The sequence below is a fragment of the Caballeronia sp. LP006 genome (assembly GCF_031450995.1).
Lineage (GTDB): Bacteria > Pseudomonadota > Gammaproteobacteria > Burkholderiales > Burkholderiaceae > Caballeronia.
Genome location: NZ_JARTVW010000005.1, coordinates 1,801,920 through 1,816,247 on the forward strand (window position 1 = coordinate 1,801,920; position 14,328 = coordinate 1,816,247).

The 14,328-nt window shown below is 59.8% G+C and carries 16 protein-coding genes and 1 pseudogene; 11 read left to right on the forward strand and 6 right to left on the reverse strand.

The window, feature by feature from the left end:
• Positions 1–390 precede the first annotated feature (390 nt).
• The gene (tehA, locus tag P9250_RS25030) at positions 391–1,380 is read left to right on the forward strand and encodes a dicarboxylate transporter/tellurite-resistance protein TehA (protein WP_310395751.1); all 990 of its coding nucleotides are present in this window, start codon (positions 391–393) and stop codon (positions 1,378–1,380) included.
• A gap of 75 nt (positions 1,381–1,455) precedes the next feature.
• On the opposite strand, the gene P9250_RS25035 is transcribed toward tehA, so the two are convergent.
• Positions 1,456–2,394 carry a LysR family transcriptional regulator gene (locus P9250_RS25035; protein ID WP_310395754.1) on the reverse strand — a complete coding sequence of 313 codons (939 nt, stop codon included), beginning with the start codon at positions 2,392–2,394 and terminating at the stop codon, positions 1,456–1,458.
• A 197-nt stretch (positions 2,395–2,591) separates the two neighbouring features.
• Here P9250_RS25035 and P9250_RS25040 point away from each other — a divergent pair, with 197 nt between their 5' ends.
• From P9250_RS25040 to P9250_RS25050, 3 genes are all read left to right on the forward strand, one after another.
• Positions 2,592–2,951 (forward strand): hypothetical protein, encoded by a 360-nt coding sequence (locus P9250_RS25040; RefSeq protein ID WP_310396872.1) that lies wholly within the window; start codon positions 2,592–2,594, stop codon positions 2,949–2,951.
• A gap of 29 nt (positions 2,952–2,980) precedes the next feature.
• Positions 2,981–3,226 (forward strand): hypothetical protein, encoded by a 246-nt coding sequence (locus P9250_RS25045; protein WP_250464633.1) that lies wholly within the window; start codon positions 2,981–2,983, stop codon positions 3,224–3,226.
• Between the two features lie 89 nt (positions 3,227–3,315).
• Positions 3,316–3,849, forward strand: coding sequence for a cupin domain-containing protein (locus P9250_RS25050; RefSeq protein WP_310395757.1), 534 nt, complete (start codon positions 3,316–3,318; stop codon positions 3,847–3,849).
• 18 nt (positions 3,850–3,867) lie between these two features.
• Here P9250_RS25050 and P9250_RS25055 read toward each other — a convergent pair whose 3' ends face one another.
• Positions 3,868–4,809, reverse strand: coding sequence for a DMT family transporter (locus P9250_RS25055; RefSeq protein ID WP_310395759.1), 942 nt, complete (start codon positions 4,807–4,809; stop codon positions 3,868–3,870).
• Between the two features lie 340 nt (positions 4,810–5,149).
• Between P9250_RS25055 and P9250_RS25060 the strand changes: the two genes are divergently transcribed.
• Both P9250_RS25060 and P9250_RS25065 read left to right on the forward strand, forming a co-directional pair.
• The gene (locus tag P9250_RS25060; protein WP_310395761.1) at positions 5,150–5,614 is read left to right on the forward strand and encodes a glycine zipper domain-containing protein; all 465 of its coding nucleotides are present in this window, start codon (positions 5,150–5,152) and stop codon (positions 5,612–5,614) included.
• A 76-nt stretch (positions 5,615–5,690) separates the two neighbouring features.
• On the forward strand, positions 5,691–6,155 hold the full coding sequence (locus P9250_RS25065) for a response regulator (protein ID WP_250508984.1): 465 nt from the start codon (positions 5,691–5,693) through the stop codon (positions 6,153–6,155).
• Positions 6,156–6,225: 70 nt separating this feature from the next.
• Here P9250_RS25065 and P9250_RS25070 read toward each other — a convergent pair whose 3' ends face one another.
• Positions 6,226–6,501 (reverse strand): DUF1488 domain-containing protein, encoded by a 276-nt coding sequence (locus tag P9250_RS25070; RefSeq protein WP_244827860.1) that lies wholly within the window; start codon positions 6,499–6,501, stop codon positions 6,226–6,228.
• 203 nt (positions 6,502–6,704) lie between these two features.
• The gene (locus P9250_RS25075; protein WP_250509005.1) at positions 6,705–6,932 is read right to left on the reverse strand and encodes a zinc ribbon domain-containing protein; all 228 of its coding nucleotides are present in this window, start codon (positions 6,930–6,932) and stop codon (positions 6,705–6,707) included.
• Positions 6,933–7,085: 153 nt separating this feature from the next.
• On the opposite strand from P9250_RS25075, the gene P9250_RS25080 reads away from it, so the two are divergent.
• Complete coding sequence (locus P9250_RS25080; protein ID WP_250464641.1) at positions 7,086–7,622, forward strand: DUF4142 domain-containing protein; 537 nt, start codon at positions 7,086–7,088, stop codon at positions 7,620–7,622.
• A 49-nt stretch (positions 7,623–7,671) separates the two neighbouring features.
• Here P9250_RS25080 and P9250_RS25085 read toward each other — a convergent pair whose 3' ends face one another.
• On the reverse strand, positions 7,672–8,370 hold the full coding sequence (locus P9250_RS25085) for a carbonic anhydrase (protein WP_244827862.1): 699 nt from the start codon (positions 8,368–8,370) through the stop codon (positions 7,672–7,674).
• A gap of 225 nt (positions 8,371–8,595) precedes the next feature.
• Here P9250_RS25085 and P9250_RS32655 point away from each other — a divergent pair, with 225 nt between their 5' ends.
• The 3 genes from P9250_RS32655 to P9250_RS25110 all read left to right on the forward strand — a co-directional run bounded on the left by P9250_RS32655 (position 8,596) and on the right by P9250_RS25110 (position 12,187).
• Positions 8,596–11,184 (forward strand): tetratricopeptide repeat protein, encoded by a 2,589-nt coding sequence (locus P9250_RS32655; protein ID WP_409014940.1) that lies wholly within the window; start codon positions 8,596–8,598, stop codon positions 11,182–11,184.
• A gap of 112 nt (positions 11,185–11,296) precedes the next feature.
• Positions 11,297–11,605, forward strand: a complete 309-nt coding sequence (locus tag P9250_RS25105) for a zf-TFIIB domain-containing protein (RefSeq protein WP_310395769.1) — start codon at positions 11,297–11,299, stop codon at positions 11,603–11,605.
• 63 nt (positions 11,606–11,668) lie between these two features.
• Complete coding sequence (locus P9250_RS25110) at positions 11,669–12,187, forward strand: CBS domain-containing protein (protein ID WP_310395770.1); 519 nt, start codon at positions 11,669–11,671, stop codon at positions 12,185–12,187.
• A gap of 8 nt (positions 12,188–12,195) precedes the next feature.
• On the opposite strand, the gene P9250_RS25115 is transcribed toward P9250_RS25110, so the two are convergent.
• On the reverse strand, positions 12,196–13,575 hold the full coding sequence (locus P9250_RS25115) for a hypothetical protein (RefSeq protein ID WP_310395772.1): 1,380 nt from the start codon (positions 13,573–13,575) through the stop codon (positions 12,196–12,198).
• A gap of 577 nt (positions 13,576–14,152) precedes the next feature.
• On the opposite strand from P9250_RS25115, the pseudogene P9250_RS32660 reads away from it, so the two are divergent.
• Positions 14,153–14,254: pseudogene (locus tag P9250_RS32660) on the forward strand (hypothetical protein); the annotation flags it as partial.
• Between the last annotated feature and the right edge of the window lie 74 nt (positions 14,255–14,328).

Below are 14,328 nucleotides of genomic sequence, written 5' to 3' on the forward strand. Positions count from 1 at the left end.
GGATCGTGACGTGAAGGGCTTTCTGCGTTTGACACGCGGCGGACTTGGCGCCCGCGCCTGTTTTGCCGCAGTCCCTCCCTGGTGGGATGACGTCGGATGCATTGTTCCTGTGTGTAGAGTTGATCGTGCTTTGCGTTTGGCATTTTGCATGTGGTGCTTTGCATGCCATCCGCATCATTCGCCATTGGCCATCCCTGCGCCAGGCACTGTCTGCAAATCCACGGTCCAAAGACAGCCCATTTCGCCGATACCTCTCGTCTTTGAGACGATCGAGTAGTCAATCGAGACGCTGCGACATTCGCGCAACGGCCTGACGGACCTAAGCTTTCTCCATCGACGGACACAAGAGCGCAGCACGCGTTCTTACCCGCGCATTCACGGAGAAGGGCAATGGACACCAATGATCGTATGAACAAGCGTCAACCGATGCCGGTCGCTTTTTTCGGCATCGCGGTGGGCCTTCTGGCCTTGGCGGGCGCATGGCGAGCAGCGGCGCATGTCTGGGCGATTCCGGCCGTCGTGCCGCCGCTCTTGACCGCGGGCGCGCTGTCGGTTTGGCTCGCTTTGATGATCGCGTATGCACGCAAGTGGCTTATCGAGCGCGACGCGGCCATCGCCGAGATGGCGCATCCCGTGCAGTCGTCGTTCGCCGCGCTCGCGCCTGTATCGACATTGCTCGCGGCGCAAGCGGTGCAGAACTATTCGCGAGAATTAGCGATCGTGCTGTTCGTCGCGGGCGTGGTGAGTCAGCTCGGCCTCGGCGCTTATCTTCACGGACGCTTCTGGCAAGGCGGCCGGAAGCCCGAACTGACGACGCCGGCCATCTATCTGCCGACCGTCGCGCCGAGTTTCGTCGCGGGAACGGCGGCAGCGAGTCTTGGTTGGACGCAGATCGGCGCGTTGTTCTTCGGGGTGGGTGTGTTCTCGTGGCTCGCGATCGAATCGATCGTGATGCATCGCGCGGCTGTACACGATCCGCTGCCCGACGCGCTGCGTCCCACGCTCGGCATCCAGCTCGCGCCGCCGGTGGTGGGAGGCGTGTCGTATCTCGCGATCACGCATGGCGTGCCGGATCTCTTCGCTTACATGCTTCTCGGCTACGGTGTTTATCAGGCAATGATGCTCACGCGGCTCCTGCCGTGGATTCGTCAGCAATCGTTCACGCCTTCGTACTGGGCGTTCAGCTTCGGCGTTGCAGCGTTGCCGACGATGGCAATCCGCATGCTGGAACGCGGCGCAGCAGGCCCGCTGCTTTGGCTGGCTCCGGCATCTTTCATCGTGGCGAACGTGGTATTTGCGAGTCTCACCGTCGGGACCGTGCTGGCCCTGTTCAAGGGCAAGCTTTTTCCGATAATGGCCACGCAAGTCAAGACAGTTTGAGACGACGAGCCTGCGAGGTGCAGGCTCGTTCAGCACAAACATGCAACTAATGGTCGGCTTTTTGAACATCCACATTCAACTGTCGACGTCGTACCGTTCTCCAAAACTAGCATCCAGTTTGGCCTCGACGTAATCACGCAGAAACGCTACCCAAGTCTTGATCTTCGCATCGAGGTATTGGCGCGAAGCGTACATCGCATACACCGTCATCTTTTGCAGTTCCCAGTCCGGCAGCACGCGCACCAGCGCGCCATTCGTAAGCGAGGGCAGGGCAGACAACATCGGCAAAGGCGCGATACCCAGACCATTGGCCACCGCGACGGCGAGTGCATCGGCGGAATTCACGCGAAGGCGGCCAGGCGGAAGTTCGACATCGACTTTTCCTTGCGCGCCTTCGAACGTCCATCGATCCACCGGAAAGAATGTCGTGACGAGTTGAAGGCACGCGTGCTTCGAAAGATCTTCCACGGTCATCGGCATGCCGGCCCGCCGCAAATAGTTCGGCGATGCGCACAGCACGCTCGGCATCGTGCAAATACGCGTGGAGACGAGCGCGGAGTCGGGCAGCGTCGAACTCGTGACCTGCAGGAAGACGTCGTAGCCTTCGTCGAGCATGTCGGGAACCTGCTGCGACAAGGTCAACTCGACGCGCACGAGCGGATGCTCTTCCAAATACTGAGAAAGCGCCGGCACGACATAGTGATGACCGAAGGTGATCGGCGCGTGCATGCGCAACACGCCGCTTGGCGACACTTGCGCGTCGCTGGCTTCCGCTTCAGAGAGGTCGACCAGCGAGATCACTTCCTTGCAGCGCGCCAGATAGCGATTCCCAGCATCGGTCAATGCGACGCGGCGCGTCGTGCGATTCAAAAGACGCGTGCGCAGATGCGACTCGAGTTCGGTGATCGCGCGCGACGCTTGCGCGGTCGTAATGTCCATGTGCTGCGCGGCGACGGTAAAGCTTGCCGCCTCGGCTACCCGGACAAAGATTCGCATGCTGCGCAAGAGGTCCATTGGCCGGCATCCTTTTTATCGAGCCGGAAATATCCCATGCACGATACGAGCGCGCAACCCGCTGACGGGTTCAACAGGGCACTGCAAGCTTCATTTCAGTGTTCACATCTGTTACAGCGCTTGTAACTCAAGCCTGCGAAGGCATCGCTAACATGGATTCATGGCTGCGATGCGCGGTCGCTTCGGACGAGGAAAACATGAACGTGAAGAGTCTCATCGGACTGGGTATCGCGTCTTGTGCGGGGCTTGCTTGTGGATCGGCGCTGGCGGGTGTGAGCGTCGGCGTCAATCTGGGTGTACCGGTGCCGGTCTATGCGCCGCCTCCGCCTGTATATGTGGCGCCCGCCGCGCCGGTTTATGCCGCGCCGCCTCCGCCGCCTCCGGTCGTGTATCAATCGCCGCCCGTGGTCGCTTATCAACCGGCGCCCGTTGTCGTCGCGCCGGGGCCTGCTGTCATCGTCGGATGGCATGGCGACCGGTATTGGGACGGCTATCGGTACTGGAACCAGCGTGACTGGTACGCGCATCACGGTGGATATGGGTATCGCCGCTGGTAGACGGGGACGAACGGGGAGTCGCATCGATCATGAAAAACATTAATCGACAACACGGTAAGCGAGGTGCGGTTCGAACGCTCGCGACTGCAACTGCGATAGTCATCGCGGCGGGGCTTGGCGGCTGCATTTATGCGCCGCCTTACGGCTATGCGCCTGCGCCCGCTTACGGCTATGCACCGGCGTATGGCTATGCCTACGGCCCCGGTTATTACGCGGCGCCGGCGGTTTCAGTGGGGATCGGCGTGGGCGGTTATGGGCATTGGCACGGGCATTGATGCGTAATGGTTGTGAGGGCGGCAGGAGACGCCATGACTTCGTTGGAACACACGTTGCTCCTCCGTCGTAAGACCCGGAGGATCACGTCATGTCCCATGAAACCAAAACCTCACTTGCCGCCAACGCGCGCTGCGAATCTTTCATGCTGGCGCAAAACGGCTGGGTACCGAATAACACGCGCTTGCCGGTTCTCGTCTGGCGTAATGCAATCGACTCGCGCGAGTTCGACGTAGCCGGCCGCTTCGAATCTCTCTTTCAGCAAAACGGCTGGCCGCCGCAATGGCGCGACGGGGTCTTCGACTATCACCACTTTCACTCGACCGCGCACGAAGCGCTCGGCGTGATCTCGGGCGAGGCGGAATTGATCATCGGCGGGCCGAAAGGCCGAGTCATCGCAATCCGCGCGGGCGATGCCATCGTTCTTCCCGCCGGCACCGGGCACTGTCTTTTGGCGAGTGGTCGGCGCTTTCAAGTGGTGGGCGCCTATCCGCCGGGACAGCAGTGGGACATCCGCCGCGAAGGCATCAGCGAGGCGGAACGACAAGCGATGGAAGCGTTGCCGTTTCCCCATGACGATCCCGTGGCCGGCGAAGATGGCCCGCTCGTCCATCTCTGGCGGTAAAGCCACGCGCTCCTGGCGTCACTGCTTCGCCGCCGCTGCGCGTCGTGCACGCGGCCACGCAACGCGCTTGACCACGCCCGTTGCAAGCCCTGTCCCGATCAGCACGATTCCGCACGCCACCGCCATCCCGACCGATACACGTTCGGCGAGAAACAGCGCGCCCCACAGAATTCCGAAGATTGGAATGACGAAGGTCACGGTAATCGCGCGAGCGGGCCCAGCCACGGCGATCAAATGGAAGAACAGCATGTAAGCGACGCCTGTGCATGCCACGCCCAATCCGAGCACCGCGCCCCACGCGTGCATTGAAACGCTCGCTGTTGGCCACCAGAACAGCGCAAACGGTAGCAGGACGAGCGTCGCGGCGCTCATGGTGCCTGTCGCGACGATCAACGAATCGACACCCATGAGATGCCGCTTGGTGTAACTGGCGGCGATCCCATAGAACAATGTCGCGCCCAGTGCGGCCAGGGCGGCGAGCGCAGTGGCGAGCGGTGCAACGGTCGCGGCGCCGGCATCGTGGACGAACATCTGATCCCAAACCAGCGCGAGCACGCCCGCAAAGCCGATGGCGAGTCCCGCAATGCGTAGCTTGCTCAGGCGATCGTCGAGCCAGATGTAGGCGACGAGCGCGCCCCACAGCGGCGTGGTCGCGTTGATGACGGAAGTGACGCCAGCCGACAGCGTCAACTCCGCATAGGCGAAAAGGCAAAACGGCGCGGCCGAGTTGAGGATGCCGACCATCAGAAGCGGCCATGCGCGCTCGCGCATCGCGGTGAGTGCCTGACGCATGCGGCCGCGAAGCACGAGCACCGCAAACAAAAACACTGCGCCGATGCCGACGCGCAAGGCCATCAACGGCGCCACGCCGAAATCCGTTACGCCGATACGAATGAAAAGGAACGAACCGCCCCACAGCGCGGCAAGGATGAACAACTGGACCAGATTGACGGGATTCATGGCGGGCTTCGCAAGAGAGGGAAGAGCGAAGCCATGGTATCGGCGCTTGTTGGGCGGATGCTTCCGCGCGGCGTGAAACGAATCATGCAGCATCAAGCCCGCATTACCGATAAACGCTTCGTTCTTGTTCGCCGAATCGTAGGCTGGCCGTGTGGGCGTCGCAAACGAGCAATTCTCACGGATATGTGAGCCAGATTGCGATTGAGTCGATATCGCGTGGCGCCATATCGTCAGGAGCGAGTTGCCGCCGCGCCCATTCGGTGCGACTCTTGCGTAAGGGTGACATGGGCTTCACGACAGGCTTGATGACTTGGTGGGACGACGTAAAAAGGAGAGCGCCATGGACAATGCAAACGGCAACAAGAAGGGAGTTGCGGCATCGGGCGAATCGCTGCCGCTTCGGCAAAGGCGCGGGCAGGGCGCACTCGGGTCCGCGCTCACGCCCGGTCTCGAACAGCATCAGGGCGTGATTCCACTCTCGCCCGGCGCGCCGCACAAACCGGCGCACGCGCATCCGTCGCATCCGTCGCGGCACGTGCATGGCAGCGTGCTGGAAGGCGGCGACAGTCCGGCCGTGCTCGCGCAGCCCGCAGCAGTCACGGCGCAGCATCTAGGTAGCCGGTTTCATCCGCAGGCGGCCAAGAACAAGTTCATCGAGCATGGGCGGCGTGCCAAGGACGTCGTTGCGATGCGCTATCGCGATGTCACCGAAGGCGCCGACGATTACGTGCACTACAACCCGTGGAAGTCGATTGCACTAGCGGCAATTGGTGGACTGATCGTCGGCTTGCTGGCCGCCCGCTGAACTTTTGTCGAAGTGCGGGCCTCGTCCTTGCTAAATCACCTAAATGGCGCGGTGCTTATCATTGCGTCATTCCGACATGAACCGACGACCCTTCAACACGCGCCCCGGGCGCAGCGAAATCTGGAATCAGCGTACCGCCGTGGAAAGCGATCCACGACGCGTAATGCTCGTGCATTCCGAGTCCGATGTCGGCGAGTCTTTCGCGATGATGCTCGCCATGCGTGGCTTCGATGCCGTGCAGATCGCGGATGCGCAAAGCGCGCTTCATTTCGCTCACATGTGGCGGCCGCAGGTATTGTTCATCGATACACGCGTGAACGAGGCGCACGAGGTGCTGGCAAAGCACGACCATGCACTTGTACGCGCGTTGCGCGAATGTGGCAGGGAAGCATCGCTGGATCAGATGTTGATTGCGTTCGCGGCCGAGGAGAGCAGCGACCCACGCGACGTTTTGTTGAGCGCCGGCTATGACGGATTCTTCAGAATGCCGTGCCCCGTGTGGCGGCTTTTCGATGCAGTGACGCGTTTTTACGTGCACTGATAAATGCATCGAGCGTCGATTCGTTCACCGAGGCGGCGGCGCCGCCCCGGTACAACGCGTACGCGTTTTGCTATTGCTTCGTGCTGTTCCTGAAGTCGCCGGTTTCGAGTTCCACGGACTGGCCGTGATTGCGTTCGAGCGCTCGCCGCGCTGAATCTTCGATTTCGACGCGTCCGCCTTCGAACGCGCTGAGGATGGCATGGGAAGAGGTGCCGGTATTGCCGAAGTGATCGTTGAGCGCATCGAGAGAGACGCTGCACCAGACTTCACGTCCATCTACATTGGCTTCGAACGCAACTCGCGCTGCCGCCACGACGTGACGCCGCCCACTGAACTCTATCGTCATCCTTATTACCTCCGGTTGTTCGTTTGAGGCACGTGGACCGCAATGCTCGTGATCCACGCTTCAGGTCGCGCAACGGCAATGACGCTGGTACTCGACTCAAGCTGCACAACTACGCGCCTGTCCCGTGCATCATACGCCGCCCGCCACGGGTTCGTGCTTTTGCAATGGCCGTGCCCGAACGCATGTGGACACGCGTGCATCGATCAGCCACAACACGCACAACCGCCGCGATGGCGCATGCCGTAGCTCCCCGAATCTTCGCTCACGTTGGCGCCGCCGTTACCGCCGCGTCCAAGCGATGGCGCGCCGATGGTGACGCGCGCGCTAGTCTCACCGCAGCGTGGACAGGCTGCGGGTTCATCGCGTTCGGCGATACGGCGATTTGCTTCGAAAGTGCCGCAGTCGCCGCATTCGTAATCGTAGACAGGCATGGCTTCTATCGGGCAGAAGATGGAATGAACGACCAGTTTATCAAGTTCGAGCAAGCGACATTCCGCTTCACGCATTCTCGAATCTGCCAGAAAAACATTGAGTGGCACCTGCATTGCTGACAACAGGTAGCACCAATCGCCACAGGAGGCCACATGAAACGCAATATCGTTATGATCGTCACCGCGCTTGCAGCAGCCGCGCCAATCGCGAGCTTTGCACAGACCGAAGCTGCCAGCACCACGCTTGCCAACGACCTTACGCAACCGGACAAGGATTTCGTGCAGGGCGCGTCGTCTTCGGGATCGACGGAAATCGATGCCGCCAAGCTTGCTCAGACGCACTCGCAGGACAAAGACGTGAAGAGCTTCGCGCGTCATATGATCGTCGACCATACCAAGCTGACCGTGCAGCTAAAAATGGCGGCGCCCAAAGGCGTGACCGTGCCCAAGGACAATTCGGATACTTCCGCGATCGATTCGCTCAAGGCATTGCACGGCAAGGCATTCGATACCGCATATATCCAGAAGGTTGGCGTGCAGGGCCACCAGGAGGCAGTGGCGCTATTCCAGAAGGAAGCAGACGGCGGCCAGAACGCGAAGCTGAAGGAAGCGGCGCAAAAGGCGTTGCCGACGATCCAGGATCACTTGAAGATGGCTCAGGATCTCGCGTCGAAGAAGGGCGTGCAGTAATCGTTCGTTGCGGCGTCAGCCCTATTGACGCCGCCATTCTCATGTATTTTCAACGCGCCTGTTCGCGTAACAGGCGCAAGCGCGCTTCGGCAATCGACTGGAAGCCGCCCCCGTGTTCGTCGAAGATCGATACCTTTCCCTGCCCGATGTCATATACCCAACCCTGCACTTGAAGCTGGCCAAGCGCGAGCCGTCCCGCGACTGCCGGATGCGTACGCAAATGCGTAAGTTGAAGGCGGATGTTTTCTTCGACCATCGCCTGAACCATGCGCTCGTGTTCCAGCTTTCGCGCCCGTACCACACTGCGCGCCGCTTCTGCGTTGCGTAACCACGCGTGCACCGTAGGCATTTCATCGGCGATGGTTGCGCCCGAGGCGAGGCCCTTCATCGCGCCGCAGTCGGAATGGCCGCAGATCACGATCTGCCGCACGTTCAATGCGAGCACCGCGTATTCGACTACCGCCGACACGCCGCCGAGCATCTCCCCATAAGCCGGCACGATATTGCCGATGTTGCGGCACACGAAGAGCTCGCCGGGCCGCGTCTGCGTGATCATCTCGGGCGACACACGCGAGTCCGCGCACGTGATGAAAAGCGTGTGCGGTGCTTGCCGTCGCGCAAGACTTTTGAAAAGCGCTTCGCTATCGGGGAAGACGAAGTGGCTGAAATCGTCCGCGCCTTGAAGCAGATAGAGGAGGTCGGGCGTGTCGGAGCCGTTGCGTTCTTCACTCATCGATTTATCGGACATGGGCGCCTCGGGTTCTGGACAATGCGCGGCGTTGGTTCGCGCTCCGGCGAGAGCTTGCGGGGTTTTGAGATAGATCGCAAGTCGAAGGAGCGAGGGGCGGCGCACCAGGAGGGGGCGTGAGTAGGGGAATCGCTTTGCAGGCGAGGACGTTTCTTTATAGTTATTGACGAATTCGGACCGGTGGTTTGTTATCTTTGGGTCCATTTTCTTTTGCGTGCCCGAAGCATGTCCGCCAAATCCGATTCATACGGCGCAGCAGCGGCGTTTTACTCCAGCGAGCGGTTCGTTGAAGCGCTTGAAGCGCTGGAATATCAAATAAATCAGCCGTACGCGGATATCGAAGCGCTGAATCTCGCCGCGGTGTGTTGCTATCGGCTGAATCGACTCGACGAGGCCGAGTCGCATTGGCGTCGTGCGGTAGCGCAAGACCCTCAATACGCCGGCGGATATGCCAACCTCGGTAATTTGCTGATGCTGCGAGGCAGATTGGAAGATGCGGAAACTGTCTATCGCGAGGCGATTGCCATTCGTCCTGATTTCGCGGAGGCTCATTACAATCTCGGTAATCTGCTTGTCAAAAAGGGACGTCTTGTGGAGGCAGAGGCCGCGCTTCGTCAGGCGTGCGCCGCGCGCGCCGATTTTGCGGACGCACATTTCAATCTCGCGAATCTTTTAAAGAGTCAAAGTCGATTGGCTGAGGCTGAAATTGCCTTTCAACGCGCAATTGCTGCTAGAGGAAATTACGCGGACGCATTCAACAATATGGGTAATTTATTGCGCGAATCAGGACGCCTCGTGGAAGCGGAGGCGGCTTTGCGGCAAGCCGTGGCGTGTCGCCCTGATTTTGCTGAAGCAAATTTTAATCTCGCTCAGGTTTTGAACGATCTGAAAGACTTTGCGCAAGCTGAGGCGTTTTACCGGCGCGCCATCGAACTCCGACGAGACTACTCGGAGGCACATGTCGGTCTCGGCGCGGTTTTACATAAGCTGCAACGCGTGCGAGAAGCTCAAGCGGTATTTCTCGCGGCATTGTCGGTTTGTCCGGACGACACGAATGCGCTTATGGGGCTGGCCAATGCCTACCACGCACTCGATTCGTTGGAGGATGCGGAACGCATATATCGTCGAGTTCTCATTCTGGAGCCGGATAACATACAGGCAAGAACCACACTCGGTTATACGCTCCAAAAGCTGGAGCGCCTTTGCGATGCCGAGACTGAATATCGCAAGGCGTTGATTCTGGCGCCCGATGCTGCCGATATCCACTACAACCTCGGCATACTTTATGGTCATCAAGATCGCCTGAACGACGCTGAACGGACATATCGCCGGGCAATAGAATGCTGTTCGGATCACGTCGAAGCGCATAACAATCTTGGCCGCATTTTGCAAAGCCTTGGTCGCCTTGAAGAGGCTGAATCAATCCTGCGCCGGTCGATTGCAATCCGAGACGATATTCCCGAGGCTCATAATAACCTCGCCGGCGTACTCAAGGATATGGGCGCAATGGAAGAGGCAATCCAAAGCTTCCGTCGCGCCGTCGATTGCGGACCGAACGATGAATGTGTGCATCGAAATCTCAACTACGCGCTGACCTATCACGCGGAAACGCCACGCGAAATTCTCGAAGACTGTTTGCGCTTCGCCGCGCGACACGAAGCGCCGCTGCTTCGCCATGACATCGTCCATACCAACAATCGCGATTCTGAGCGACGGCTCAAAATTGGCTACGTCGCGCCAGACTTCGACGGACACTGCCAGGCCATGTTCACCGCGCCGGTCTTCGCGCAACACGATCACGCGGCGTACCACATCTTTTGTTATTCCAGCGTTAAAACGCCCGACGCGATAACACACCTGATCCGTCCGATGGCCGACACCTGGCGCGACGTTCACGCGCTCGACGACGAGCAATTGGCGCAACTCGTTCGCGACGATGGCATCGACGTATTGGTCGATCTGACGATGCACATGTCGCGCGGCCGGCCATTATTGTTCGCACGCCGACCGGCGCCTGTGCAAGTGCAATGGCTCGCGTATCCGGGCACGACGGGCAGCAGCGCCATCCGCTATCGCCTGACCGACCCGTGGATCGATCCGCGCGACACGGCCGATCTCGCGGATCGTTATAGCGAAGAGACCGTGTGGTTGCCCGAGACGTTCTGGTGTTTCGATCCGCGCGTCACGTCGCCGAATGCACCGAACGTGAATGCGTTGCCAGCGTGGCGCAACGGTCACATTACATTCGGATGCCTGAATAATCCGTGCAAGGCGTCCGAGTGCACGTTGCGCATGTGGGCGGCAATACTCGCCGCCGTGCCCAATGCGCGCTTCATTCTGCTAGCCGGTCCCGGCCCGCGCGAACGTTTCAGTGAGCGTCTCGGCGCGTTGGGCGTCGATCTGTCGCGCGTTCGGTACGTGGGATATCAGTCGCGCGTCGATTATCTGCGGACCTATCAATCAATCGATATCGGCCTCGACACCTATCCGTACAACGGCCACACGACGAGCCTCGACGCCTTGTGGATGGGCGTGCCCGTGCCATCGCGCGCGGGCGAAACATCGGTCAGCCGCGCGGGTCTGAGCCTGCTGATGAATCTCGGCATCGGCGAACTCGTGGTTCATGACGACGCGGCGTACGTCGATGTCGTGACTCGCCTCGCCAACGATCTGGCGCGTTTGACCGAGTTGCGCTCGACGCTGCGCGCAAGGCTCGAACGCTCACCGATGATGGATGCACCGCGCTTCACGCGTAATCTGGAAGCGGCGTATCGGCAGATGTGGCGCGCGTGGTGCGCTTCGCCAGGCGCTTGAAAAAGAGCGTCACTTCGGTTTTTACGAACCGAAGCCTCTGAAAATTCACGTTTTTCAGTGTCGAATGCTGCGATAGGCTTGGGTCATCGTAAGCAAAAAGAAAGGATTCGACATGAAATGCCCCGTGTGTCCCGCGACGGATCTCCTGATGACCTCGCGCGAGAGCATTGAAATCGATTATTGCCCGTCCTGTCGCGGCGTGTGGCTCGATCGCGGCGAGCTCGACCGGCTCATTCAGCGCGACGAACAGGTCTCGCCGCAGCAAACGGCAGGGCGCGAAGCGTGGCGCGACAAGGACGACGATCGCGACCATCGCGTGCGACCGCGCTATGACGACCATCGCTATGGCGACTCGCACTCGAGATATGGACATTCACGCAGGAAGAAGTCGTTTCTCGGCGATCTGTTCGACTTCGGCTGAACCCGTCGTTCCAACTTTTCAGGCAATCCGACCCAACCGCGCGCTGCGCGAAGGAGATCAAGCATGGCAACGGTAAAGCAAGTACTCAAGGCCAAGAGCGATGACACGGTGCATACCATCGACGTCGAAGCGAGCGTGTTCGATGCGGTCGTGCTGATGTCGAAGGCCGGCGTTGGTGCCGTCGTGGTCACGGTGGGAGGGCGCGCGGACGGCACGGTGTGCGGGATCGTCACCGAGCGCGACTACGCGCGCAAAGTCATCTTGCAGGACAAGGCATCACGCAATACGACCGTGTGCGAAATCATGAGCGCGCCCGTCTTGTCGGTGAGCCTGCGCACGAGCACCGACGAATGCATGGCGCTCATGACCACACGCCATGTCCGTCATTTGCCAGTAATCGAATGCGGCCGGCTGATGGGGATCGTTTCCATCGGCGACATGGTGCGGCAGTTGATCGATGAGCAGCAGTTCGCGATCGAGCAGCTGGAAACGTACGTACGCGGATCCAGCGAAGAAATGCCCGCTTGCGCGCTTACCCGGCGCAGTCCCGTGCCGCAGACGTTGGCGCTGCGCTTCGCTTGATGCGCAAATCAGCGCGCATCCGCATTCAACAGACGCCCCAGGTTATCCGCCAAGCCGCGCCATCCGCCCAACTCGGTCGCACGTACGAGCCGCGTGGCCGGATACCACTTCGTTACCGTCGGATCGCGTTCGTACCGCCATTCAGCGACCTGATTGAGCAGCAAATGATTGCGTTTGCCGAGCGCGCCCGCGATGTGCGCCAGGCTGCCATCGTTGCCGGCGAACGCATCGAGCCGGTCGAGCAGGGCGATGGATTGCGCGAAAGTCGTATTGGATTCGAGCGTCGTGAAACGGTTGAGATTGCGTGAACGCGGGTCGTCCAGCCAACGCTTGCGCTCGAAGCCGCGCTGCATGATCACCCAGTAGATGTCGCCGGAGTGGTCGAACAGCGCGTCGAGATCGGGCAAACATAGGCTCCGATGACCGAAATTGTCCGGCGATTCGGACGACGACCAGAAGATGCCTACGCAGCGCCTGCCGCGCGCGCGATGCCAGATCGTGTCGAGAATGGCGTCGGCCGCATCCGGCTCTGCGGGCTCGATATAGCGCCCTAACGGCATATGGCCGAGCGCTGGGAAGAGGGACGTGAAGAGCGCGAAGGGATCGGTCCACATGTCGCCTTCCGTCGATGCGCGTGTGAAGCCGGCCGCGCGCATCGCGGCAGCAAGCGCCTCGTGTTCGGATTCGGGTATGACGAGCCTGAACCGGCTGTCTTCATACTCGACTTTCACTCCCATGACTTCCAGCGCGCCTAGATAGCGCACCCATTGAATAAGATCCCCGTAACCGGATGCAATCGACTTGACGGTAATACGCGCGGGCAATTCACGCTGGCCGCTCCAGTATCCGTCGAGATTTAAATGTGGAAAGAGCACGCGCCGCGCTTCTGGCGACGACCACCATCGATGCATCGCCGCAACCGCGTGCTCGATGCCGTGCAGTCGCATCTGGCTGCGTGCCTGGTGATGACCGAGCACGTAGACTGAATGCTCGTCGACGCCATCCGCGCTCAAATCGAGCACGCGTTGATCCTCGCCGAGATAGTGCCAGCCGTAGACGCGCCACAAAAACGCGCCGATGGCCGGCGTCGTCGGCTTCTTTCCGAAGTAATCGATGGCGGTGAGCGCCGTTTCCTTCAGTCCCAAGTGGGAGCAGGCATCGGCGAGACAGTGAATCTGGTAGCCGAAGACATCCGACTCGCGCGTCAGGTAAAAGCAAATGTCGAGCGCCTTGTCGAATTGCTGCGCGCGCAAATGCGTTACCGCGCGCCAATGCCAATAATCGGCGCTATTGCTGTCGGTCGCGCGGCGTGCATCGAGAAACTCGAAGCATTCGTCGATGTCACCGGCATATAGTTTCGGCGGAAGGTCCTGGTAGTTTTCGATCATGCGATGACTCTTATCGTTTGACGCGGACGCGCTCAATTGGCGTAACCGGGTAGTCTGGCACTTCGATGTCACTGTGTTTCGAAGTTTCGATTAATCTTTGAGAAAGATGACAATTTTTGAATTAATCGGTGACGAACGGCTATTAAGTATAGGTGGATGTTGCATGCAAAAACACGGCATCTCCTTATAGTTTTGCTGTTGAATGGTGCTACTTCTAAGTCTTACCAAGTAACTGGCAACGGATTCGGTGTTGGCGCATTGCGTGATCATGGCCGCGAAGGGAGACTCGATGGATGGCCAGGATGGACGACGCTGCCCGCCAGCGGGTGCGAGCCGCTCCGTATGTTGTCGGGCTTGACGCCATCCGCGTAGCGCCTAAAAAACACGCAGAATCTCATCGCGCTACGAGATCGACTTGTCAGACTGCGACCTTCGACAGCGCACAACAGAATGGCTGCGAATGTGGATTCTGCGTCATCAACGCGAAGCAGCCCTTCACTCCGGGCCGCGTGGCGCGTAAACCTTTTGTGCAAGGTCCGAAAATCAATTCCGCTTCGACGACACGAAAGGCGGCGAGCAGGTACTTCTGGATGCGGAGCGCAATCGGGATATTGCAGTCGAGACTTACTGGGACGGGCACGACACGAAGATTATCGGAACGACGAAACCACCGTCGTGAAGCACAACGGACCGAGTCGGTTGGCCATGACGAAACGATCACCATCGGTATTGATCGTAGCGAGCGGGGGAACA

Coding starts and splice junctions, on each gene's coding strand:
- tehA (WP_310395751.1), top strand. CDS start 391: ATGGACACCAATGATCGTATGAACAAGCGTCAACCGATGCCGGTCGCT.
- P9250_RS25035 (WP_310395754.1), bottom strand. CDS start 2,394: ATGGACCTCTTGCGCAGCATGCGAATCTTTGTCCGGGTAGCCGAGGCG.
- P9250_RS25040 (WP_310396872.1), top strand. CDS start 2,592: ATGAACGTGAAGAGTCTCATCGGACTGGGTATCGCGTCTTGTGCGGGG.
- P9250_RS25045 (WP_250464633.1), top strand. CDS start 2,981: ATGAAAAACATTAATCGACAACACGGTAAGCGAGGTGCGGTTCGAACG.
- P9250_RS25050 (WP_310395757.1), top strand. CDS start 3,316: ATGTCCCATGAAACCAAAACCTCACTTGCCGCCAACGCGCGCTGCGAA.
- P9250_RS25055 (WP_310395759.1), bottom strand. CDS start 4,809: ATGAATCCCGTCAATCTGGTCCAGTTGTTCATCCTTGCCGCGCTGTGG.
- P9250_RS25060 (WP_310395761.1), top strand. CDS start 5,150: ATGGACAATGCAAACGGCAACAAGAAGGGAGTTGCGGCATCGGGCGAA.
- P9250_RS25065 (WP_250508984.1), top strand. CDS start 5,691: ATGAACCGACGACCCTTCAACACGCGCCCCGGGCGCAGCGAAATCTGG.
- P9250_RS25070 (WP_244827860.1), bottom strand. CDS start 6,501: ATGACGATAGAGTTCAGTGGGCGGCGTCACGTCGTGGCGGCAGCGCGA.
- P9250_RS25075 (WP_250509005.1), bottom strand. CDS start 6,932: ATGCCTGTCTACGATTACGAATGCGGCGACTGCGGCACTTTCGAAGCA.
- P9250_RS25080 (WP_250464641.1), top strand. CDS start 7,086: ATGAAACGCAATATCGTTATGATCGTCACCGCGCTTGCAGCAGCCGCG.
- P9250_RS25085 (WP_244827862.1), bottom strand. CDS start 8,370: ATGTCCGATAAATCGATGAGTGAAGAACGCAACGGCTCCGACACGCCC.
- P9250_RS32655 (WP_409014940.1), top strand. CDS start 8,596: ATGTCCGCCAAATCCGATTCATACGGCGCAGCAGCGGCGTTTTACTCC.
- P9250_RS25105 (WP_310395769.1), top strand. CDS start 11,297: ATGAAATGCCCCGTGTGTCCCGCGACGGATCTCCTGATGACCTCGCGC.
- P9250_RS25110 (WP_310395770.1), top strand. CDS start 11,669: ATGGCAACGGTAAAGCAAGTACTCAAGGCCAAGAGCGATGACACGGTG.
- P9250_RS25115 (WP_310395772.1), bottom strand. CDS start 13,575: ATGATCGAAAACTACCAGGACCTTCCGCCGAAACTATATGCCGGTGAC.